Consider the following 17380-nt stretch of genomic DNA (forward strand, 5'->3'; position numbering starts at 1 on the left):
CAGCTTCCGACCCATAGCGGACACAGCTATTCCCGCTCCAGATGCCGAGCATCAGTGCTAACTGCCTCCATGATGGACATCAGTTCTTCTAGCAAATCAGCATGATGTTGATGGAGATAGCCAGCGATCGACTCATTGCGCAAGACGCGCATTAAGTAGCCTTTAGCAACGACCAAGACGAGCATAGTTTCACCAAGAGTATCTTCCACCTGCCGATAGTCATGCTGGAGGTTCTCCATCTCTCGTTCCATACGAGTAATGTCGACTGAGCTGACCTCGGTAGTCGATTTTTTCTGTGTGACCAGGAATTCGGGGCGGGTCGCAGCTAGAACCATTCGCGCATAGTTGTGGGTAAAACAATTCGCACTGATCATCATTTCCGCGGCTTCAATTTGGCGGATAGGCTTCATCCGACGCAGCACAGTGAAGACCTCATTCGCCACCATTCGAACCTTGAGCAGCTCCACTACCTCGGGTGCAATACCTTTCAGAAGATTGGCGCGCGCATGGATGCGATTTACATTCATGCCTAGGACCTGTGCAATTCGATCCGCTGAGACACCTTTCTTCAATGCTGCAATGATCATTTTGTGCTCTTGAATAGGCGTTAGCCGATTTATTTGCCGGTTGTAGGTGAAGCCCTCATCGTCGGTTGAGATCAAACATAGTGCTTCAGTACCTCCCAGCGCCTTGAGTGCCTCAAGGCGCATGTGGCCGTCGAGCAAGATGTACGAGGTCACGCCAGCGTCGATCACCGGTTTAGGGTGTACAGCCAGAGGCTCGATGATTCCGAGTTCGCGGATTGAGCTGAGGATGCTCAAATACTTCTTGCTCGTGTAAGTCGCTTTTCCCAGTTTTCGAGTAGGTAGGATTTGCTCAACAGGTACGACGATAACGCGTTGCTCAAAGGCCTGCTTGACGTTACCCATTATGAGTTTTCCCCCTGAACTCGGTCCGACAGAGGTTTGGGCATGTCCTGTATCCCTTTGCTGCGCAGCAGGGTGCAGAAGTACTCATCTGCAAACAGCTTGCGCAGGGCCGTCACAATGATGAGCAAGCGCTGTTCGTTGATATCAGCTTTCTTGATCATCACTTTCTGCCGACGAACCTCGGCTTGATAGGCGCTGAGTAGTTTCTGTGGAGTATTCAGACGCTCGCTACCTGACACAGGACTAAAGCGCTTACCTAGCGCCTTCCGACGGTCAATCAGTCGACGTACCCGAAGCAGTTGATCTCCTTTGAGCAGCCCTGTTTCGTAAGCTTCTATCATGGCCAGTTGGACTTCGCTGTCACTGGCGCGCGCAATATCCGTGGCGAACTTAATGGGTAGCCACCCTTTCTCGACGGCCGCAATCAGCCGATCCTCTCCATTTCGTAATAGCATGAGGATGCCGGTGATATAACCGGTATCGAGGCAGGTTTTGGCAGCGATTTCCACTGCTGAATAGCCGCGCTCGCAAAGCACTTGGATCGAGTTCAACAGATCTCGATTGGAGTGTTTTCGGCGAGCCAGGTTCTCGACAAGGCTAATGAGAAATCGGTCTGCCTCACGAGCACTGACGACAATGCAAGGGATGCTTGTTTCCCCTAAGGCTTGAAATGCCTCGTACCGGCCTTGCCCACAGACAATCTCGTAGCACTCCTCGGCAGCATCATTAACTGGCGTCACAGTGATAGGGCGCTTAAGGCCAAGGGCTGAGATATTTTCAACCAACTTGGCGAAAACCCGTCGGTTACGCCCCCTTGGGTTGAGGATTCGAATACGTTCTAGATTGATTAAGCGAATGGAGGACTCTTCGGCGACGTGCAGAGGTGCTTTGCGGTTGCTGGGGATGGCCGTCATGCAACTCTCCTATACGCTGAGCGACGTGATAGTTCAGCCAGGATCTGAAGGCTGTCAAAGCGATAGATTTCAAGGCTTGAAGGATTTGATTCTGCAAGTCGCAAGTTCGATGAAACTATATCGATGGTTGGCAGGACGTAATAATCGAGGGGTGACTCTTCTCCTTCTATCATGCGAACTGCGACGGTGATGTCGGGAGCTGCGCCTAGGTCGAAGCGAATTTTCCAGCGCCTAGCCCCACTCGCGGAGTTCTGACAACGGCACAACACCAGAGAAATTATTAATTCCTCATTCAATTGTATTAGATCAGTTTTTGGATCAATCGCGACGTGCCCGCCGGCTGCCGAAATGTCACCTATGACACGTTGAAGTAAGGTCGGATGCATCTGGCGAAGACGGCGATTTGCTTCGATGTACTCGTAATCGCGCTGGGGGGTGTAGCCAATTAGGGCGTAGGAGCGCAGCAAGCTTCCGAATCTATGCTGATATGCGCTACTGGATGGGCATCCTTCAGTTTCATCAATAATAAGTCCTGACAAATATCCGTTCCGCGCGTAGATTTCCAGTAGTTTATTCAGCATTTCCTCGTTAGACATTCTGTATGAGCGAGTCTGAATTATTTCTTGAGCTGCGCGGAATAGTACTGCACTAACTATAGGTTGGAATGCACCGTCAGCCCTAATCCATTCATCCTGCTTGTTGCGAACTCTTTGCTGCTTGAGCTTAAAGGAGCAGCGATTCCATACATTGTTTCCAATGTATTTCTCATTGATCAGTATTTGGTGGATGGTGCCCCGGGTCCATGGACGCACTCTGTCAGTTAAAACTCCACGGGTGTTAAGCCAATCCGAGATCTCTCGTTCGCTGCGTCCCTCTTCGACGAATAGTCTGTAAATCCATTGAACTATTTCGATCTCATCATCAGGGCCTGGAACTAGAACCACGCGGTCAGTCTGAATGCTTTTATGCTTTCCGGAATCCAACATGCCCTTAGGGGTTCCGTTGGCGTCTATTAATTGTCGTCTGAGACCAAATCCTGCTGGACCACCTTGCCGATACCCAAGTTCTATCAGCCGAGATTGGCCTGCAAAAACTTTTACAGACAACTCTCGGCTGTACTCTCCTGCCATCATCCGTTTTACACTTTTTATGATGTTCGAGACCGGTGATCCATCATTAGTAAACTGTTCAGCGCAGTATTGAACAGACACCCCTGCCTGTCGGCAACGAACCTCGTAGCTTGCGCTGACATCGGGATCCTGAAAGCGCCCCCAACGACTGACGTCGTAGACAAGAATGGTTGAGTAGTCGGCGAGTCCATTTTCAACGTCATCGAACAACTGCTTAAGAGCATCTCGACCCTCAAGTCGCAGGCCGCTTTTTCCCGAATCTGTATATGTACGAGAAATTTCCAGATCATGGGCGGCGGCATAAAGACGAATAGTATCGAGTTGGTTTTCGGTCGAGTACTGCTGGTGCTCGGTAGACATTCGCACATACGCAGCAGCTTTGCGCAGTCTTGACGCTCTCCTATCTTCTTCAGAGCCAATGAATGTTTGCATCGGCAAATGCCCCAGCCAGTCTTCATCCAGCGTTTCGCTGGTGTTGATTAACAAAAGGTAGAAGACGGGGGTAGGAAAAATGTTTACGAAAACGGGCAATTTTTTTCCAAGCGCAGAGCAATACGCCAAGCAGATCTCTATCGCCTTGCAAGACGAGCTAGGAGCTACGCATCAAGCAACCAAGACATTGATGCGCTGGACTAATGCTAACGAGCGCACAGTTAAGAACTGGGTCGCCGGTACGTCGGGGCCACGAGGTGAGCACCTAATTTCATTGGTTGGGAACTCTGATGCGGCTCTTAGTGCATTCCTGAGCATGGCAGGTCGCCCACAGGCTTTAGTGGCTGCGGAGCTTTACTCCTTACGACACCGTCTTCTTGCCTTGCTTGAGGGAATTGATCGCGTGATAGAACTAAAGCCGTCTAAGCCCTAGCGTCACGCTAAGGTTGTTCAATGAGGCAGGGAGCAAACGCCACTGATCTGGAGCAGGTCACGGTTTCGTCGAAGGGCCGGGCGCCTGTGGGATCTACGGTTACGGTGTGCGCGAGATCCTGCCTTCATTGATTTCAGACACAAAGACCTCAAGCGTATCCGCATCGATATCCAGCTGACCGGCCATTTCCTGTAGTCTCCCCGCTGCCCCTTTGCCTCTAACCATGGCTGCAAAGGTTCGGATCAAATCGGCCGCTGCGGCATTGTTGAACGAGGCCGTTCGCAGTGCAGAGCGTAGCTGTCGCTCCGCCTCTTTCATTGCAGCACCGCTATCTGTCCGGCCTGAGTGCGCTCGGCCAGAATGCGAATCTTTCCGGCATCAGCTCGGAGCAACTTGATTACTTCTCGCACTTTGTCTGCCTGGCCGGGTGGAAGCTCCAGTGCGGCCAGCTCCAATACTGTTGCCGAGGCCTCATTTCGAAAGCTCAGCTCTGCCAATGTTACGCGCAACTCCTGTGATGCTCTGTCCAGCGACATGGCATGACCCTCCAAGTGGAATATTCAGCTACTCATCGAAGAGTAGCGCATTGGAATGAACGGCCTGGTGAAGACCGTGCCAAGCACATGCGAGGTGCTTCTTCTGCGTGGACGATCCAGCCAGTCCTCTCGTTGATAAATGTCCGCTAATGGCCGGAAGCGGCCCTGAGGTCGCGAGCGATGCACCCTAGTCCTTCACTCATGTGGAGGACGAATCATGACCACACCCACACCCACACCCACACCCACACCCACACCCAAAGCTCGCGAACCTTGGAACAAGGGCAAACTGGTCGGCCAGAAAGCACCGCTGCGACTTAGGGACATTTGGGCTATCAGAGTGCGACTTGAGATCGCAAACAAGGAGCGCGATCTGGCGCTGTTCAACCTCGCCATAGACAGTAAATTGCGAGCCTGCGATTTAACGAAGCTGCGCGTCAGAGACATAGCTCACGGTGATGATGTGTCGACGCGCGCGATCGTGATGCAGCAGAAGACCCAGCGGCCGGTGCAATTCGATATCACCGCTCAGACAAGAGCATCAGTAGAAGCCTGGATCCGTGCAACTCGCCGTCGTAACGACGATTTCCTTTTTCCCAGTCGTGCTCGACGTTCAGCTCACATATCCACGAGGCAGTACGCCCGCATTGTGAAAGCCTGGGTAACGACAATTGGCCTCGACCCCACGCTCTACGGAACTCACACACTTCGTAGAACCAAAGCATCGCTCATCTATCGCAGAACGAGGAACCTGAGAGCAGTGCAGTTGCTTCTCGGCCATACAAAGCTTGAGAGTACCGTTAGGTATTTGGGCATTGAGGTCGATGACGCTCTGGAGATGGCGGAACAGACTGAGGTTTAAACATGTCCCTTGGCCGGCGCCGGATATTTGCCGGCGCCTCCTGAAAGCGGGGGCACTTCATAGTGCTCATCATGTCGATGCATGGTTCGCTGGGAAAACGCCCACGTATTCTTGATTTGGTTCCCTCCCGCAACGGGAAGGAAGTTGCCCTCGAATTACGACATTTTGCCGATGGCGGCTGGCCTGGCGCCAATGGACACCAAGGTGCAATGTTCGCCGTCTTGGCCTTCATGCTGTGATTTCAGCCACGGGCAACCCGGGCATGGCACCCAGAGCCCCACACCCCTAACGTCCACTTCACGCTCATCCCACTCGACGAAACTGTCGAATCGAGAGGTCTCCCATGCTCCTTCCCCTGTGCACCTGGTCCGAAATCGAGCAGTTTCTTGGCCGCAGCCGGACCATCGTCATACCCATCGGCTCCAACGAGCAGCACGGTCCCATCGGCCTGTTGGGTACGGACTGGATGTGCCCTGAAATCATCGCCCACGAAGCGCAGAAATCGGCCGATATCCTCATCGCGCCGACGTTCAATATCGGCATGGCGCAACACCACCTGGGCTTCCCCGGCACAATTACGCTGCGCCCCTCGACCTTCATCGCCGCCATCTGCGACTGGGTGAACTCCCTGGCCGCCCATGGTTTCGAGAAGATCCTCTTCCTCAATGGCCATGGCGGCAACGTAGCTTCCATCGAGGCCGCGTTCTCCGAACTGTATGCCCAGGCCAGCTTCGCGCGGCGCCCGGCGGGGTTCGCCCTGAAACTGTGCAACTGGTGGGACCTGGAAGGTGTCGGCGAGTTGGCCAACCGGCAGTTCCCCAAGGGCCACGGTATTCACGCCACGCCGTCGGAGATCGCCGTCACCCAGTGGGCCTACCCGCAGCACATCAAGTCGGCCGAATACTCGCCGGCGATCGCCAACTGGGGGCCTATCCGCGAGGCGGCGGATTTCCGCGCGCGTCATCCGGACGGCCGCATGGGCTCCGATCCCGGCCTCGCCACGCCGGAAAAGGGGCGCGAACTGGTGATGCTGGCCGCCCAGGGACTGGTGCAGGCGGTCGAGGCCTTCAGCGGTGAACTGTCGCCGTTCTGAGTGCTACCGCCGCAGCGTTGCCCTTCACGAAACCCGAGCGTCGCTCGGGTTTTTTGTGCGCTGCCGGTAGCCCCTGGGGGGCGGCTAACAAGAGCTAACAGCAGATAACTGGCCCGATTGCACGCTCCTTGCCACGCTGGCAGCCGGGAGTCATTGGCTAACCAGGGGAGGCCTCCATGACCCAGCATGACGGCTGCATGAATCTGGCGGGGCGGCGCAGCAATGCGGAGTTCCGTGCGTTGGTCCTCGGCACTGGCGAGCCGGCGGGCATTGCCTCGCGACAGCTGTACATGGCGTTGCTGCCGCTGCTCATCGCGTTCTTCGAGGGTCAGGTACAGGCCGGGCGCATCGGCCAACCGGCCATGGGCGACCTGGTTCGCGCCACCTTGCGCCAGGTTGAGCGGCAGCGCGCAGCTTTTGATCCGACCGTTCCCTTCCGCGCCTGGCTGCTGGAGTTGGCCCGCCAGGAGCTGAGCGCCTACCGCAGTACGCTGCACGCCGAGGCGCCGGCTGCGAGTCCGCCGCACACGCCCGCGCGACGCATGCGCACTGCCGCCGCGCATTGATTTCACGCTGTCAGGATGTAGTCCCGATGCAGTCGATCGAGAAGGTTCTCTACACCGCCCGCGTGCGTACCCGAGGTGGCCGCGATGGCGAAGCGCGCAGTGACGACGGTCGCCTGCAGCTTCGCCTGACGCCGCCAGGGGCGCCAGGGGAGGGTAGTAACCCCGAGCAGTTGTTCGCTGCGGGTTGGTCCGCCTGTTTCATCGGCGCGCTGCGCCACGCGGCCCATGCGCGCAAGCTGGAGTTCCCTGCGGATGCAGCGGTGGACGCCGAGGTGGACCTGATGCATGGCGAGCACGGCTTCTTCCTGCGCGCGCATCTGGCAATCGAACTGCCTGGGCTGGAAGCGGAACTGGCGCAGTGCCTGGTGGACGCGGCGCGGCACAGCTGTCCCTATTCGAAAGCGCTGCGCGGCAACATTGCCGTTACCCTGAGCCTACGTTGAGCCCGGTTGACGCCGATTTAGCGTGACAGCGCGCATAAAAGGCCGCGCGCGAGGCTTGATCGCGCGCTCGAAACTCCTATCCTGCTAGGACTTGCGGGCCAGCCTCGCGCCCACTCCCACTTCCGGAAGAAACGCCCCGTGGAGTCTGCAGCGGACGATCTGTCCCCCTCGGCGATAGCGCCGATCGAATTCGGCCCGTTCCGGGTCATACCCGGCAAACGCCTGGTCACCCGTGATGCGCAGCCAATGGACATCGGCGGGCGCGCCTTCGACCTGCTCCTGGCCCTGCTGGAAAAGCCCGGCCGGGTGCTCTCCAAGCGCGAACTGCTCAAGCGGGTGTGGCCCGACATGGTGGTGGAAGAGGGCAGCCTGCGCTTTCACATGAACGGGCTACGCCGCGCCCTGGGCGATGGCGAGGACGGCGCGCGCTACATCGCCACCCAGGTAGGTGTCGGCTATGCCTTCGTCGCTCCGGTGAGCCGCGCAGGCGATGCGGCGCCGGCGGTGTTGCCCGTGGCCGAGGGCGTCGGCAGCCTGCCGCCGCGGGTGAAGCTGATCGGCCGTGAGGCCGACGTGCAGATGATCCTGCAGCGCCTGCGCGAGCCGCGCCTGCTCACCATCGTCGGCACCGGCGGGGTGGGTAAGACCAGCCTGGTCGTCGAAGTCGGCCATCGTCTGCTTGCCGAGCGCCGGCATACCGTGCGCTTCATCGACCTGGCCCAGGTGGAGGACGAGCATCTGGTCGCCTCGGCACTGGCCGCCGCGCTGGGGGTGCCCGTGCAGGCCGAAGACCCGCTGGCGGTGCTGCTGGCGTACCTCAAGGGCCAGGATCTGCTGCTGCTCGTCGACAACTGTGAGCATGTGGTCGACGTGGTGTCCGCGCTGGCCGAGCGCATCCGCGACGTCGCTCCCGGTGTCGGCCTGCTCGCCACCAGCCGCGAACCGCTGCGAGCGCGGGACGAAGAGGCGCACTGGCTCGGCCCGCTGGAGTTTCCCGAGCAGCCGCACGGCCTACCCGTCGAGACAGTGCTGGCGTACCCCGCCGTGCGGCTGTTCGTCGAGCGTGCCGAGGCTGCCAACGCTGCGCTGCAATGGCAGGAAGGCGACCCCGCCCTGGTCGCCGACATGTGCCGGCGCCTGGGCGGCATGGCCTTGCCCATCGAGCTGGCGGCGGTGCGGGTGGCGCTCCACGGCGTGAAGGCCACCCATGCACTGCTGGGCGAGCGTTTTTCCCTCGGCTGGTCCGGCCGGCGCACGGCGCAGCCGCGCCACCAGACGCTGCGCGCCATGCTGGACTGGAGTTACGGGCTGCTCGCCGAGAACGAGCGCCTGGTGTTCGATCGCCTGTCGGTGTTCGTCGGGCCCTTCTCCCAGGAGGCGGCCGCGCAGGTCGTCGCGGACGGGCGTATCGATGGGCTGGAGGCTGCCGCCATCCTCGATGAACTGACGTCCAAGGGGCTGGTGGCCGTGGACCGCAGCGAGGCCGCTACGGCGTATCGCCTGCTGGAGATGACCCGTGCCTTCGCCCGTGAAAAGGCCGCTTGCCATGGCTTTGATGAGGCGCACGCCCTGGCCTTCCGTCACGCCGCCTATTACCTGTGGTTGCTGGAGCAACTGGGCAGCGTGCCGGAGGTGATCTACGAGGGCTGCGCACTGCTGGCCAATCAACTGGGCAACGTGCGCAGCGCGCTGGAATGGAGCTTCGGCCCGCAGGGAGACCCCGGCCTGGCGCTGCCGCTGGCGGCTGCCAGTGCGCCGTTGTTCCTGCACTATTCGCTGCAGGTGGAATGCCGCACCTGGTGCGCGCGGGCCACGCAGTTGCTGGAACTGGGCTATTTCGGAACGCCCACCGAAATGGAGCTGCAATCGGCCCTCGGGCTGGTGCTGATGTTCACCCGCGGCAACAGCGAGGCGGCCGGCAAGGCACTGCTGCGCGCCCTGGAAATCGCCGTGGCGCTCGCGGACCACTGGGCCGAATTGCGCGTGCTGGGGCGCCTGCAGATCTTCTACGAACGCATCGGCGACTTCGCCTCGTCGCTGGCCTGGGCGGAGCGCGCGGTGGTGGTCGGCGACACCCTGCGCGAACCGGAAGCGGTGGCGGTGGCCGCCTCGCTGGCAGGCATCTCCCATCACCTGCTGGGCGATCAGCAACGGGCGCGCGAGGAGCTGGAAAAGTCCCTGCGCAACAGCTTGCCCTCGGAGCGCAGCCGCACATTGCACTATGGTTTCGACCACCACAACCGCACCGGCCTGGCCCTGGCCCGCACGCTCTGGCTGCTGGGCTGCGCGGACCAGTCGCGGCGCTGGGCAGACCAGGTGGAGGCCGAGGCGGCGGAGCTCAACCATCCCGCAACCCATAGCATCGCCCTGGTGTGGACGCTGTGCATCCACATCTGGACCGGTGAGTTGGACAAGGCCGAACGCAGCCTGGCGACCTTCAACCGCATTGCCGAGGCCAATGCCTTTGCGCCGTATCAGGCTGCCACTCCGGGGTTCCAGGCGGCCATCGCCATTCGACGTGAGCAGCCCGGCGATGCGGTGCGCCAGTTGGAGGAGAGCCTCACGCGCCTGCACGGCATGCGCTACGAGTTGCTGACCACGTCCTTCGAGATTGCCCTCGCCGAGGGCCTCATCCTCGCTGGCGAACACCGCCGCGCGCTGGGCGTTGCACGGCGCTGCATCGCCCATTGCCGTGACAGTGGCGATGCCTATGCGTTGCCGGAGCTGATGCGCATCGAGGCGCAGATCATCGGCGCCTTGGGCGAGGAGGGCGATCAGGCGGTAGAGGAGCTGCTGCAGGCTTCGCTGGCGATGGCGCGCGAACAGGGCGCCAGGGCCTGGATGCTGCGTTCGAGCCTGGACCTGGCGCGGCTGCGCACGAGACAGGGCGAGGACGTCGCGGCGCTGGCGTTGCTGGACGCCTGCCGGCTCGAGGAAGGCTTCGACACGCTGGACGTGCGTTTGCTGGAGGAACGGCGGCGCGCTCTGGGCGCCACCTGACTCGTGCTCAGCGGCTCTCGGCGGGTATGATCGCCAGCAGGGCCGCCATGTTCACCAGGTCCGGCAGGGTGCGCGCCTGCATCTTGCGCATGACCCGGCCGCGGTGCGCCTTCACGGTAATCTCGCTGATGCCCAGGTCGGCCGCGACCTGCTTGTTCAGGCGCCCGGCCACCACCATTTCCAGCACTTCCCGCTCGCGGCTGGTAAGCAGCGCATAGGCCTGGCGCAGGGCCTCGAGCCGGCTTTGCTGGCCGAGCGCGGCGCGGCTTTGCTGCAGCGCGTCGGCAATGGCGTGCAACAGGGTGTCGCTGTCGAACGGCTTGGTGAGGAATTCCACCGCGCCGGCCTTCATTGCGCGTACGGTCAATGGCACGTCGCCATAGCCGGTGATGAAGATGATCGGCATCGCCGGGCGCGCGCCGGCGACGCTGCGTTGCAGGTCGAGGCCGTTGAGATCCGGCAGGTTGACGTCCAGCACCAGGCAGCTGGGCGCGGCGCCGGCCGGCTCGTCGAGGAAGGCTCTGGCGGCGTCGAACAGCACCGGCCGCCAGCCGGCCGAGCGGATCAGCAGTTCCAGTGATTCACGCACCGAGATGTCGTCGTCGACAACGTAGACGATGGGCGTCGGCTCTTGCATCGGCAGGCGTTCCGTTCGCTGGGCTGCGCCGGGATTGGCGGGAGAGTGATGCAACATGCCATGTCCTCCGAGTGGCGTCGACGGGCTGTCAGCTGACCGGCAGGGCGGCGCTGAGTGCCTTGAGCAGTTCCGCTTCGCTGAACGGTTTGAGCAGGCAGTCCACCGCCCCCTGGGCGATCAGCCGCGGGCGGGTGCCCGCGTCGCTGTGGGCGGTGATGAAGATGATCGGCACGGCCATCGCGCGCCGTGTCAGTTCCTTTTGCAACTGCGGACCGCTCATGCCCGGCATCGACACGTCGAGGATCAGGCAGCGGGTGCGCGGCAGCGCGTCCGACGCGAGGAAGTCTTCGGCGCTGGAAAACGCGCAGACCTGGAAGCCGAACTCGCGTAGCAGGTCCGGCAGGGATTCGCGCACCGATTCGTCGTCATCGACCACCGACACGAGCAGGGGCGTGGCCATCAGCGGATCTCCGTCGGTTGGTCGGGGGTGGGCTGCGCATGGGGGAGCGCGAAGATGAAGGTGGCGCCCGGTCCGTCGTGGGTGGTGGCCCAGATGCGGCCGGCGTGGTGCTCGACGATGGAGCGGCTGACCCACAGACCGATGCCCATGCCCGACTGCTTGGTGCTGAAGAAGGCGTCGAACAGGCGGCCGGCGTCCGCTGGCGCGAAGCCCGCGCCGTTGTCGCGCACGGCGAGGAAGATGCTCGCGTCCGGATCGAGGCCGCTGCTGATGCACAACTGTCGGGGGCGGTCATGCACGTCACCCAGCGCATCGATGGCGTTGAGGATGAGGTTGAGGATCACCTGCTGCAGTTGCACGCGGTCACCGCTCACGGCGGGCAGGTCTGTCTGCAGCGTCGGCAGCACGGTCACGCCGTGGCGCTGCAGTTCGTTGTGCAGCATGGCGATCACTTCCCGCGCCGCTTCGTTGAGGTCAAGCGGTTCGCTGACCGCCTCGTGGCGGGCAAACAGGGCACGCAGGCGCTTGATCACGTCCGCCGCGCGGTTGCCGTCGCGGATGGTGCGCCGGGCGGTTTCCCGCGCGCCTTCCAGGTTGGGCGTGGGCGCACCGAGCATGCGCAGGCAGGTGCTGGCGTTGGTGATGATACCGGCCAGCGGCTGGTTGACCTCGTGGGCGATGGACGCGGTCAGCGCGCCGAGACTGGCGACGCGGGCGACATGGGCGAGCTCGGCGCGGGTGCGGTGCAGGGTCTCCTCGGCGAGGCGGCGCTGTGTCACGTCCTGCGCGGTGGCGATGTACAGCAGCGCACCGTCGGTGTCGCGGGTGGCCTGGGCTACCAGGTGTACATGGCGTATGGCGCCGCCGGGAAGCAACAGCCGATGCTCGTGGGCGAAGTCGCAGCCATCGCGGCGCTGACGCTTGAGCAGCGCTCGCACTGTGGCGCGGTCGTCCGGGTGGATACGCGAGAAGATCAGCTCGAAGCTTGGCGTCAGCCCCGGCTGCAGGTCGAGCAGCCGGTAAATTTCCTCCGACCAGGCGATCTCGTCGTTGTCCACGCGCCAGGAAAAGGTACCGGTGAGGCTGATGCGCTGGGCCTTGGCCAGGAACGCCTCGCTCTGGCGCAGGGCGGCCTCGCTGCGGGCGCGGTCGATGGCGATGCTGGCGAGATGGGTGAATTGCGCGATCAGCGCGCGCTGGCTTTCATCCGGCAGCTCCGGCCGGGCGAAGTAGACCGAGAGGATGCCGCTGACCTCGCCGGCGGTGGACACCACCGGTGTCGCCGCCAGCGCATGGACATCGCCGCTGCGCACCTGCTGGCGCCAGGCGGGCCAGCGGGTTTCCGCGTTCAGGTTGGCAATCAGCACGCTGGCGTTTTCCACGGCCGCCTGAGCCTGGGGGCTGCTGTGGGCATCCACCGGGAGGCCGTTGGCGCCGCCGTAGAAGGAGGCCGGCAGATGCGGCGCGGCACCAGGTTGCAGGCGCGTGGCGGCTTCCGCCACGTGCCCCTGGCACGGAGCGACGAGGGTGATGGCGCAGCGGCAGTCTTCCAGGTTGCTCTGCACCAGGTCGCACAGGGCATCGAGCACCTGGGGCAGCGCACAGCCGCCGGCCATCAGCCCGAGCAGGCGCTTCTCGCCAGCCAGCAGCAGTTCGGCGCGCTTGCGCTCATGGATATCGGTGTTGCCGCCGTACCATTTCAGCACGCGCCCGGCCGCGTCGAGCTGCGGCACCGCGCGGATCAGGAACCAGCGGTAGCTGCCGTCGAAGCGCCGCAGGCGCGCCTCGAACTCGCCGGCGCTACCGGCGTCCAGCAGGCCCTGCCAGTAGGCACCCAGTGCCGGCGCGTCCTCGGGGTGCAGGGCGCTCATCCAGCCGATGCCGGCAGCGCTTTGCGCGCTCATGCCGGTGTAATCGAACCAGCGCTGGTTCAGGAATTCCACGCTGCCATCCGGGGCGGTGCGCCAGACGAAGCCCGGCACGGCGTCGATCAGCGTGCGCAGGCGGTCTTCGGACGCCCGGACCTCGTCCAGTGCGCGGGCCAGCGACTCCCGTGCCTGGGCGATCAGCGCCTGGTCGCGCTTCTGTTCGTCGATGTCCACCTTGAGCACGAACCAGCGCTGGATGCGTCCTGCGGCGTCGCGGTGGGGCAGGGCGCGTACATGGAACCAGCGGTAGATGCCGTCCGCGCCGCGCACCCGGTGCTGGACGTTGTACGGCTCGCCGCTGGCGACGGCGTGCTGCCACGCCTTCAGCGCCTGGGGCAGGTCGTCGGGGTGGAGCGTGCTGGAGCCGGTCCAGCCGCGCAGCTCCTCGAGGCTGGCGCCGAGGTAATCGCTGTTGTGGCGATTGACGCATTCCAGCTCGCCGTCGGGCGTCATCAGCGAGATCAGGCCGGGAATGCTGTCGATGATTTCCTGGGTGATGGCAGCCGGCGCGGCGGTTGGCAGGTCGTCGATATCGATGTTCTGGCCGCACCAGCCAACCAGGGCGCCATCGTCGTCGGTGAGTGCGCGGGCGCGCAGCAGGAAGCGTCGGTACGCCCCGTCGTGCCGGCGCAGGCGCGCCTGCAGGTCGTGGGGCGTGCCGGACTGGCGGATGGCACTCCAGCCCTGCTGCACCGCGGGCAGGTCCGCAGGGTGCACCAGCGCCTGCCAGATGTAGTCGCGATCGTTATCCAGGTCCCGGCCGGCATAGCGGCGCCAAGCCTGGTTGACGCTCTCCAGGCAGCCGTCGGCGCGGGCGGTCCAGGCCATGTCGGGCAGCTTGTCGACGACTTCGTTGTGCATACCGGTCCTCTCCCGGCGCTAGCCGTGGGGCGAGCATGCGCCCAGGCGGCGGGGTTGCCAATGATACCTAGGTGTCGGCTGCGGCACTGCACGCGTTCGCGCGCGAGCCCGATACCAAGGTATCGACCGACACCATGGTGCAATCGCAGCACCCCGCCGGCTTTGTTGAGATCGCTGCAGGTCGCCGATCCGTCGGCCAGTGAACCAGGGAGATCGACCATGCCAGCCGCCTCATCATCGCCCCACCTCCGCCGTCGTTTCAGCCGTACGCTCATGGCCTCCGCCGTGGGTCTGTTCCTGCTCGGCGACGGCCAGCATCACCTGCTGCAACAAGCGTTCGCCGCGAATGCCAGCAGCACCGCCAACGCCGATGACAGCGTGCGGCCGTTCCGCATCCAGGTGCCGCAGGAGCAGCTGGACGACCTGCGTCGGCGCATCGCCGCCACACGCTGGCCGGACCGCGAGACGGTCAACGACGCCTCGCAGGGCATCCAGCTGGAGAAGGTCCGCGCGCTGGTGGGTTACTGGGGCAAGGACTACGACTGGCGCCATGCAGAAGCCAGGCTCAATGCGCTGCCGCAGTTCATCACCCGCATTGACGGCGTGGACATCCAGTTCATCCACGTACGCTCGAAAGAGCCGCACGCCATGCCGCTGATCCTCACCCATGGGTGGCCAGGCTCGCCGCTGGAGTTCCTCAAGACCATCGGCCCGCTGACCGACCCGGTCGCCTATGGCGGCCGTGCCGAAGACGCCTTCGACGTGGTGATCCCGGCGATTCCCGGCCACGGGTTCTCCGGCAAGCCCACCACTACCGGCTGGGGCCCGGACCGGGTGGCCCGCGCCTGGGATGTGCTGATGAAGCGCCTGGGCTACAGCCACTACGTATCCCAGGGCGGCGACCATGGCTCGGTGATCTCAGATGCCCTCGGCCGCCTGGCGCCGCCCGGGTTGCTCGGCATCCACCTGAACATGCCGGCGACGGTGCCGCCGGAGCTGGTCGGGCCGATCAACAGTGGTGCTCCGGCGCCTGCCGGGCTGGGCGCCGACGAGCGCCGCGCCTTCGACGCGCTGAGCACCTTCTTCGGCCGTAACGCCGCCTACGGCGCGATGATGGTGACCCGCCCGCAGACCATCGGCTATTCCCTGGCCGATTCACCCGCCGGCATGGCCGCCTGGATGTACGAGAAGTTCGCCGCCTGGACCGACAGCGGCGGCGAGCCCGAGCGCGTGCTGAGCCGCGACGAGATGCTCGACGACATCTCGCTCTACTGGCTGACCAATACCGGTGCGTCCTCCTCGCGCTTCTACTGGGAAAACAACAACAACAATTTCAGCGCCGCCGCGCAGAAGACCGCGCAGATCAAGGTGCCGGTGGCCATCACCGTCTTCCCCGGCGAGATCTACCGGGCGCCGAAAAGCTGGGCGCAGCGCGCCTATCCCTCGCTGGATTACTTCCACGCGGTGGACAAGGGCGGCCACTTCGCCGCCTGGGAACAGCCGCAGCTGTTCAGCGAGGAACTGCGCGAGGCGTTCCGCCCACTGCGATCGAGCCTGAACAACCACTAGATTCCGCCGCTTGCCGGCAACCACCGGGCAGGCCGCGCGTCTGCCATGGAGACCTGTGATGAACCTGTTCAAGTCCCCGCAACTCGGCGCCTCGGCGCTGGCCATCGCCCTCGCGCCATTCACCTGTGGCGCCGTGGCGCAAGCGGCCACCGACCCGGTCTTCGGCGCGCTCAAGCACGTCGATGCCGGCCTGCTCAACGTCGCCTACGCCGAAGCCGGCCCGGCCGATGGCCCGGTGGTGATCCTGCTGCACGGCTGGCCGTACGACATCCACAGCTATGCCGAGGTGGCGCCGCAGTTGGCCGCCAAGGGCTACCACGTGCTAGTTCCCTACGCCCGTGGGTATGGCGAAACGCGTTTCCTCTCCGCGTCCACCCGGCGCAACGGTGAGCCCGCCGCACTGGCGGTGGATGTCATCGACTTCATGGATGCGTTGAAGATCAAGCGCGCGGTGCTCGCCGGCTACGACTGGGGCGCACGCTCTGCGGACATCGTCGCGGCGCTCTGGCCCGAGCGGGTGAAGGCGCTGGTGTCCGTCAGCGGCTACCTGATCGGCAGCCAGGAGGCAGGCAAGGCGCCGCTGCCACCGGCCGCGGAGCTGCAGTGGTGGTATCAGTTCTATTTCGCCACCGAACGCGGCAAGGCCGGTTACGACAAGTACCGCCACGAGTTCGCCAGGCTCATCTGGCAACTGGCATCGCCGAAATGGCAGTTCGACGACGCCACCTTCGAGCGCAGCGCCCAGGCCCTGGACAACCCCGACCAGGGGCCGATCGCCATCCACAACTACCGCTGGCGCCTGAACCTGGCCGACGGCGAGCCGCGCTATGCCGAGCTGGAGAAGAAGCTCGCGGCCTTCCCGACCATCCAGGTGCCGACCATTACCCTCGAAGGCGATTCCAACGGCGCGCCGCACCCGCCGGCCGAGGCCTACGCCAAGCGTTTCAGCGGCAAGTACGAGTACCGCCTGGTCACTGGCGGCATTGGCCACAACCTGCCCCAGGAGGCGCCTGCCGCCTTCGTCAAGGCGGTGATCGACGCCGATCATCTGTGAGCCGGAGAAGCGCCATGACCATCCCAGCAACCGCATTGCGCCGCATCGCCCTGGCCGGTTTCGCCCTGCTGGCGACCACTGGCGCCAGGGCCGGCGGGGAGGCTTCGCCGATCTACGGCGTGTGCATGCCCGAGGGCTACCGCAACTGGCAATTGGTGGCGCCTGCCCAGGAGGCGGCGCCGCTGAACGAACTGCGCGCCGTGCTGGGCAACGACATCGCCATGAAGGCCTACCGCGCCGGCACCTTGCCGTTCCCCGACGGCAGCGTGCTGGCCAAGCTTGCCTGGAAGCACGTGCAGTCGCCGGAGTTCGAACCGGCGTCGATTCCCGGGGCCGCCACCACCGTGCAGTTCATGGTCAAGGACTCGAAAAAGTACGCGGCCACCGGCGGCTGGGGCTTCGCCCGCTTCATCGACGGCAAGCCCGCCGACGAGGCGCAGCACCAGACCTGTTTCGCCTGCCACCAGGCGCGGGTGAAAGATCACGATCTGGTCTTCACCCGCTACGCACCCTGAGTTCCCTACCTTGAGAGC

The 17380-nt window shown here is 63.3% G+C and carries 16 protein-coding genes; 9 read left to right on the forward strand and 7 right to left on the reverse strand.

The features are described 5' to 3' along the window. Nucleotides 1–26 precede the first annotated feature (26 nt). The 4 genes from ACCC94_RS01715 to ACCC94_RS01730 form a co-directional block, all read right to left on the reverse strand. Nucleotides 27–929, reverse strand: coding sequence for a plasmid partitioning protein RepB C-terminal domain-containing protein (locus ACCC94_RS01715; protein ID WP_413347743.1), 903 nt, complete (start codon nt 927–929; stop codon nt 27–29). Next, a complete protein-coding gene (locus ACCC94_RS01720; RefSeq protein WP_413347744.1) occupies nt 929–1843 on the reverse strand; it encodes a ParB/RepB/Spo0J family partition protein in 915 nt (304 codons plus the stop codon). Before ACCC94_RS01720 ends, ACCC94_RS01715 begins: the two co-directional genes overlap by 1 nt. Further along, on the reverse strand, nt 1840–3405 hold the full coding sequence (locus ACCC94_RS01725) for a recombinase family protein (protein WP_413347787.1): 1566 nt from the start codon (nt 3403–3405) through the stop codon (nt 1840–1842). The genes ACCC94_RS01720 and ACCC94_RS01725 overlap by 4 nt, the downstream gene beginning before the upstream one ends. 747 nt (nt 3406–4152) lie before the next feature. Next, a complete protein-coding gene (locus ACCC94_RS01730; protein WP_413347745.1) occupies nt 4153–4374 on the reverse strand; it encodes a hypothetical protein in 222 nt (73 codons plus the stop codon). A 217-nt stretch (nt 4375–4591) separates the two neighbouring features. Here ACCC94_RS01730 and ACCC94_RS01735 point away from each other — a divergent pair, with 217 nt between their 5' ends. The 6 genes from ACCC94_RS01735 to ACCC94_RS01760 all read left to right on the forward strand — a co-directional run bounded on the left by ACCC94_RS01735 (nt 4592) and on the right by ACCC94_RS01760 (nt 10338). Continuing rightward, nucleotides 4592–5236 carry a tyrosine-type recombinase/integrase gene (locus ACCC94_RS01735; protein ID WP_413347746.1) on the forward strand — a complete coding sequence of 215 codons (645 nt, stop codon included), beginning with the start codon at nt 4592–4594 and terminating at the stop codon, nt 5234–5236. Nucleotides 5237–5307: 71 nt separating this feature from the next. After that, entirely contained in the window at nt 5308–5475 is a 168-nt protein-coding gene (locus ACCC94_RS01740) for a hypothetical protein (RefSeq protein ID WP_413347747.1), read from the forward strand. 104 nt (nt 5476–5579) lie between these two features. After that, nucleotides 5580–6329, forward strand: a complete 750-nt coding sequence (locus ACCC94_RS01745) for a creatininase family protein (RefSeq protein WP_259755473.1) — start codon at nt 5580–5582, stop codon at nt 6327–6329. Between the two features lie 176 nt (nt 6330–6505). Then, complete coding sequence (locus ACCC94_RS01750) at nt 6506–6895, forward strand: hypothetical protein (RefSeq protein WP_413347748.1); 390 nt, start codon at nt 6506–6508, stop codon at nt 6893–6895. A gap of 26 nt (nt 6896–6921) precedes the next feature. After that, nucleotides 6922–7338: an organic hydroperoxide resistance protein gene (locus ACCC94_RS01755; RefSeq protein ID WP_413347749.1), complete on the forward strand. Its 417-nt coding sequence runs from the start codon at nt 6922–6924 to the stop codon at nt 7336–7338. Nucleotides 7339–7476: 138 nt separating this feature from the next. Beyond that, complete coding sequence (locus tag ACCC94_RS01760) at nt 7477–10338, forward strand: ATP-binding protein (protein WP_413347750.1); 2862 nt, start codon at nt 7477–7479, stop codon at nt 10336–10338. Between the two features lie 7 nt (nt 10339–10345). Here ACCC94_RS01760 and ACCC94_RS01765 read toward each other — a convergent pair whose 3' ends face one another. From ACCC94_RS01765 to ACCC94_RS01775, 3 genes are all read right to left on the reverse strand, one after another. Next, a complete protein-coding gene (locus ACCC94_RS01765; protein ID WP_413347751.1) occupies nt 10346–10975 on the reverse strand; it encodes a response regulator transcription factor in 630 nt (209 codons plus the stop codon). Between the two features lie 88 nt (nt 10976–11063). Further along, a complete protein-coding gene (locus ACCC94_RS01770) occupies nt 11064–11435 on the reverse strand; it encodes a response regulator transcription factor (RefSeq protein WP_413347752.1) in 372 nt (123 codons plus the stop codon). Then, entirely contained in the window at nt 11435–14224 is a 2790-nt protein-coding gene (locus ACCC94_RS01775) for a PAS domain-containing protein (RefSeq protein ID WP_413347753.1), read from the reverse strand. Before ACCC94_RS01775 ends, ACCC94_RS01770 begins: the two co-directional genes overlap by 1 nt. Nucleotides 14225–14497: 273 nt before the next feature. Here ACCC94_RS01775 and ACCC94_RS01780 point away from each other — a divergent pair, with 273 nt between their 5' ends. The 3 genes from ACCC94_RS01780 to ACCC94_RS01790 are packed head-to-tail and all read left to right on the forward strand — an operon-like array spanning nt 14498 to nt 17362. Next, on the forward strand, nt 14498–15793 hold the full coding sequence (locus ACCC94_RS01780) for an epoxide hydrolase family protein (RefSeq protein WP_413347754.1): 1296 nt from the start codon (nt 14498–14500) through the stop codon (nt 15791–15793). Nucleotides 15794–15851: 58 nt separating this feature from the next. Further along, a complete protein-coding gene (locus ACCC94_RS01785; protein WP_413347755.1) occupies nt 15852–16847 on the forward strand; it encodes an alpha/beta fold hydrolase in 996 nt (331 codons plus the stop codon). A 14-nt stretch (nt 16848–16861) separates the two neighbouring features. Further along, on the forward strand, nt 16862–17362 hold the full coding sequence (locus ACCC94_RS01790) for a cytochrome P460 family protein (RefSeq protein WP_413347756.1): 501 nt from the start codon (nt 16862–16864) through the stop codon (nt 17360–17362). The last annotated feature ends 18 nt before the right edge of the window (nt 17363–17380 follow it).

It is taken from the genome of Pseudomonas sp. Pseusp97, from assembly GCF_047304025.1.
GTDB lineage: Bacteria > Pseudomonadota > Gammaproteobacteria > Pseudomonadales > Pseudomonadaceae > Pseudomonas.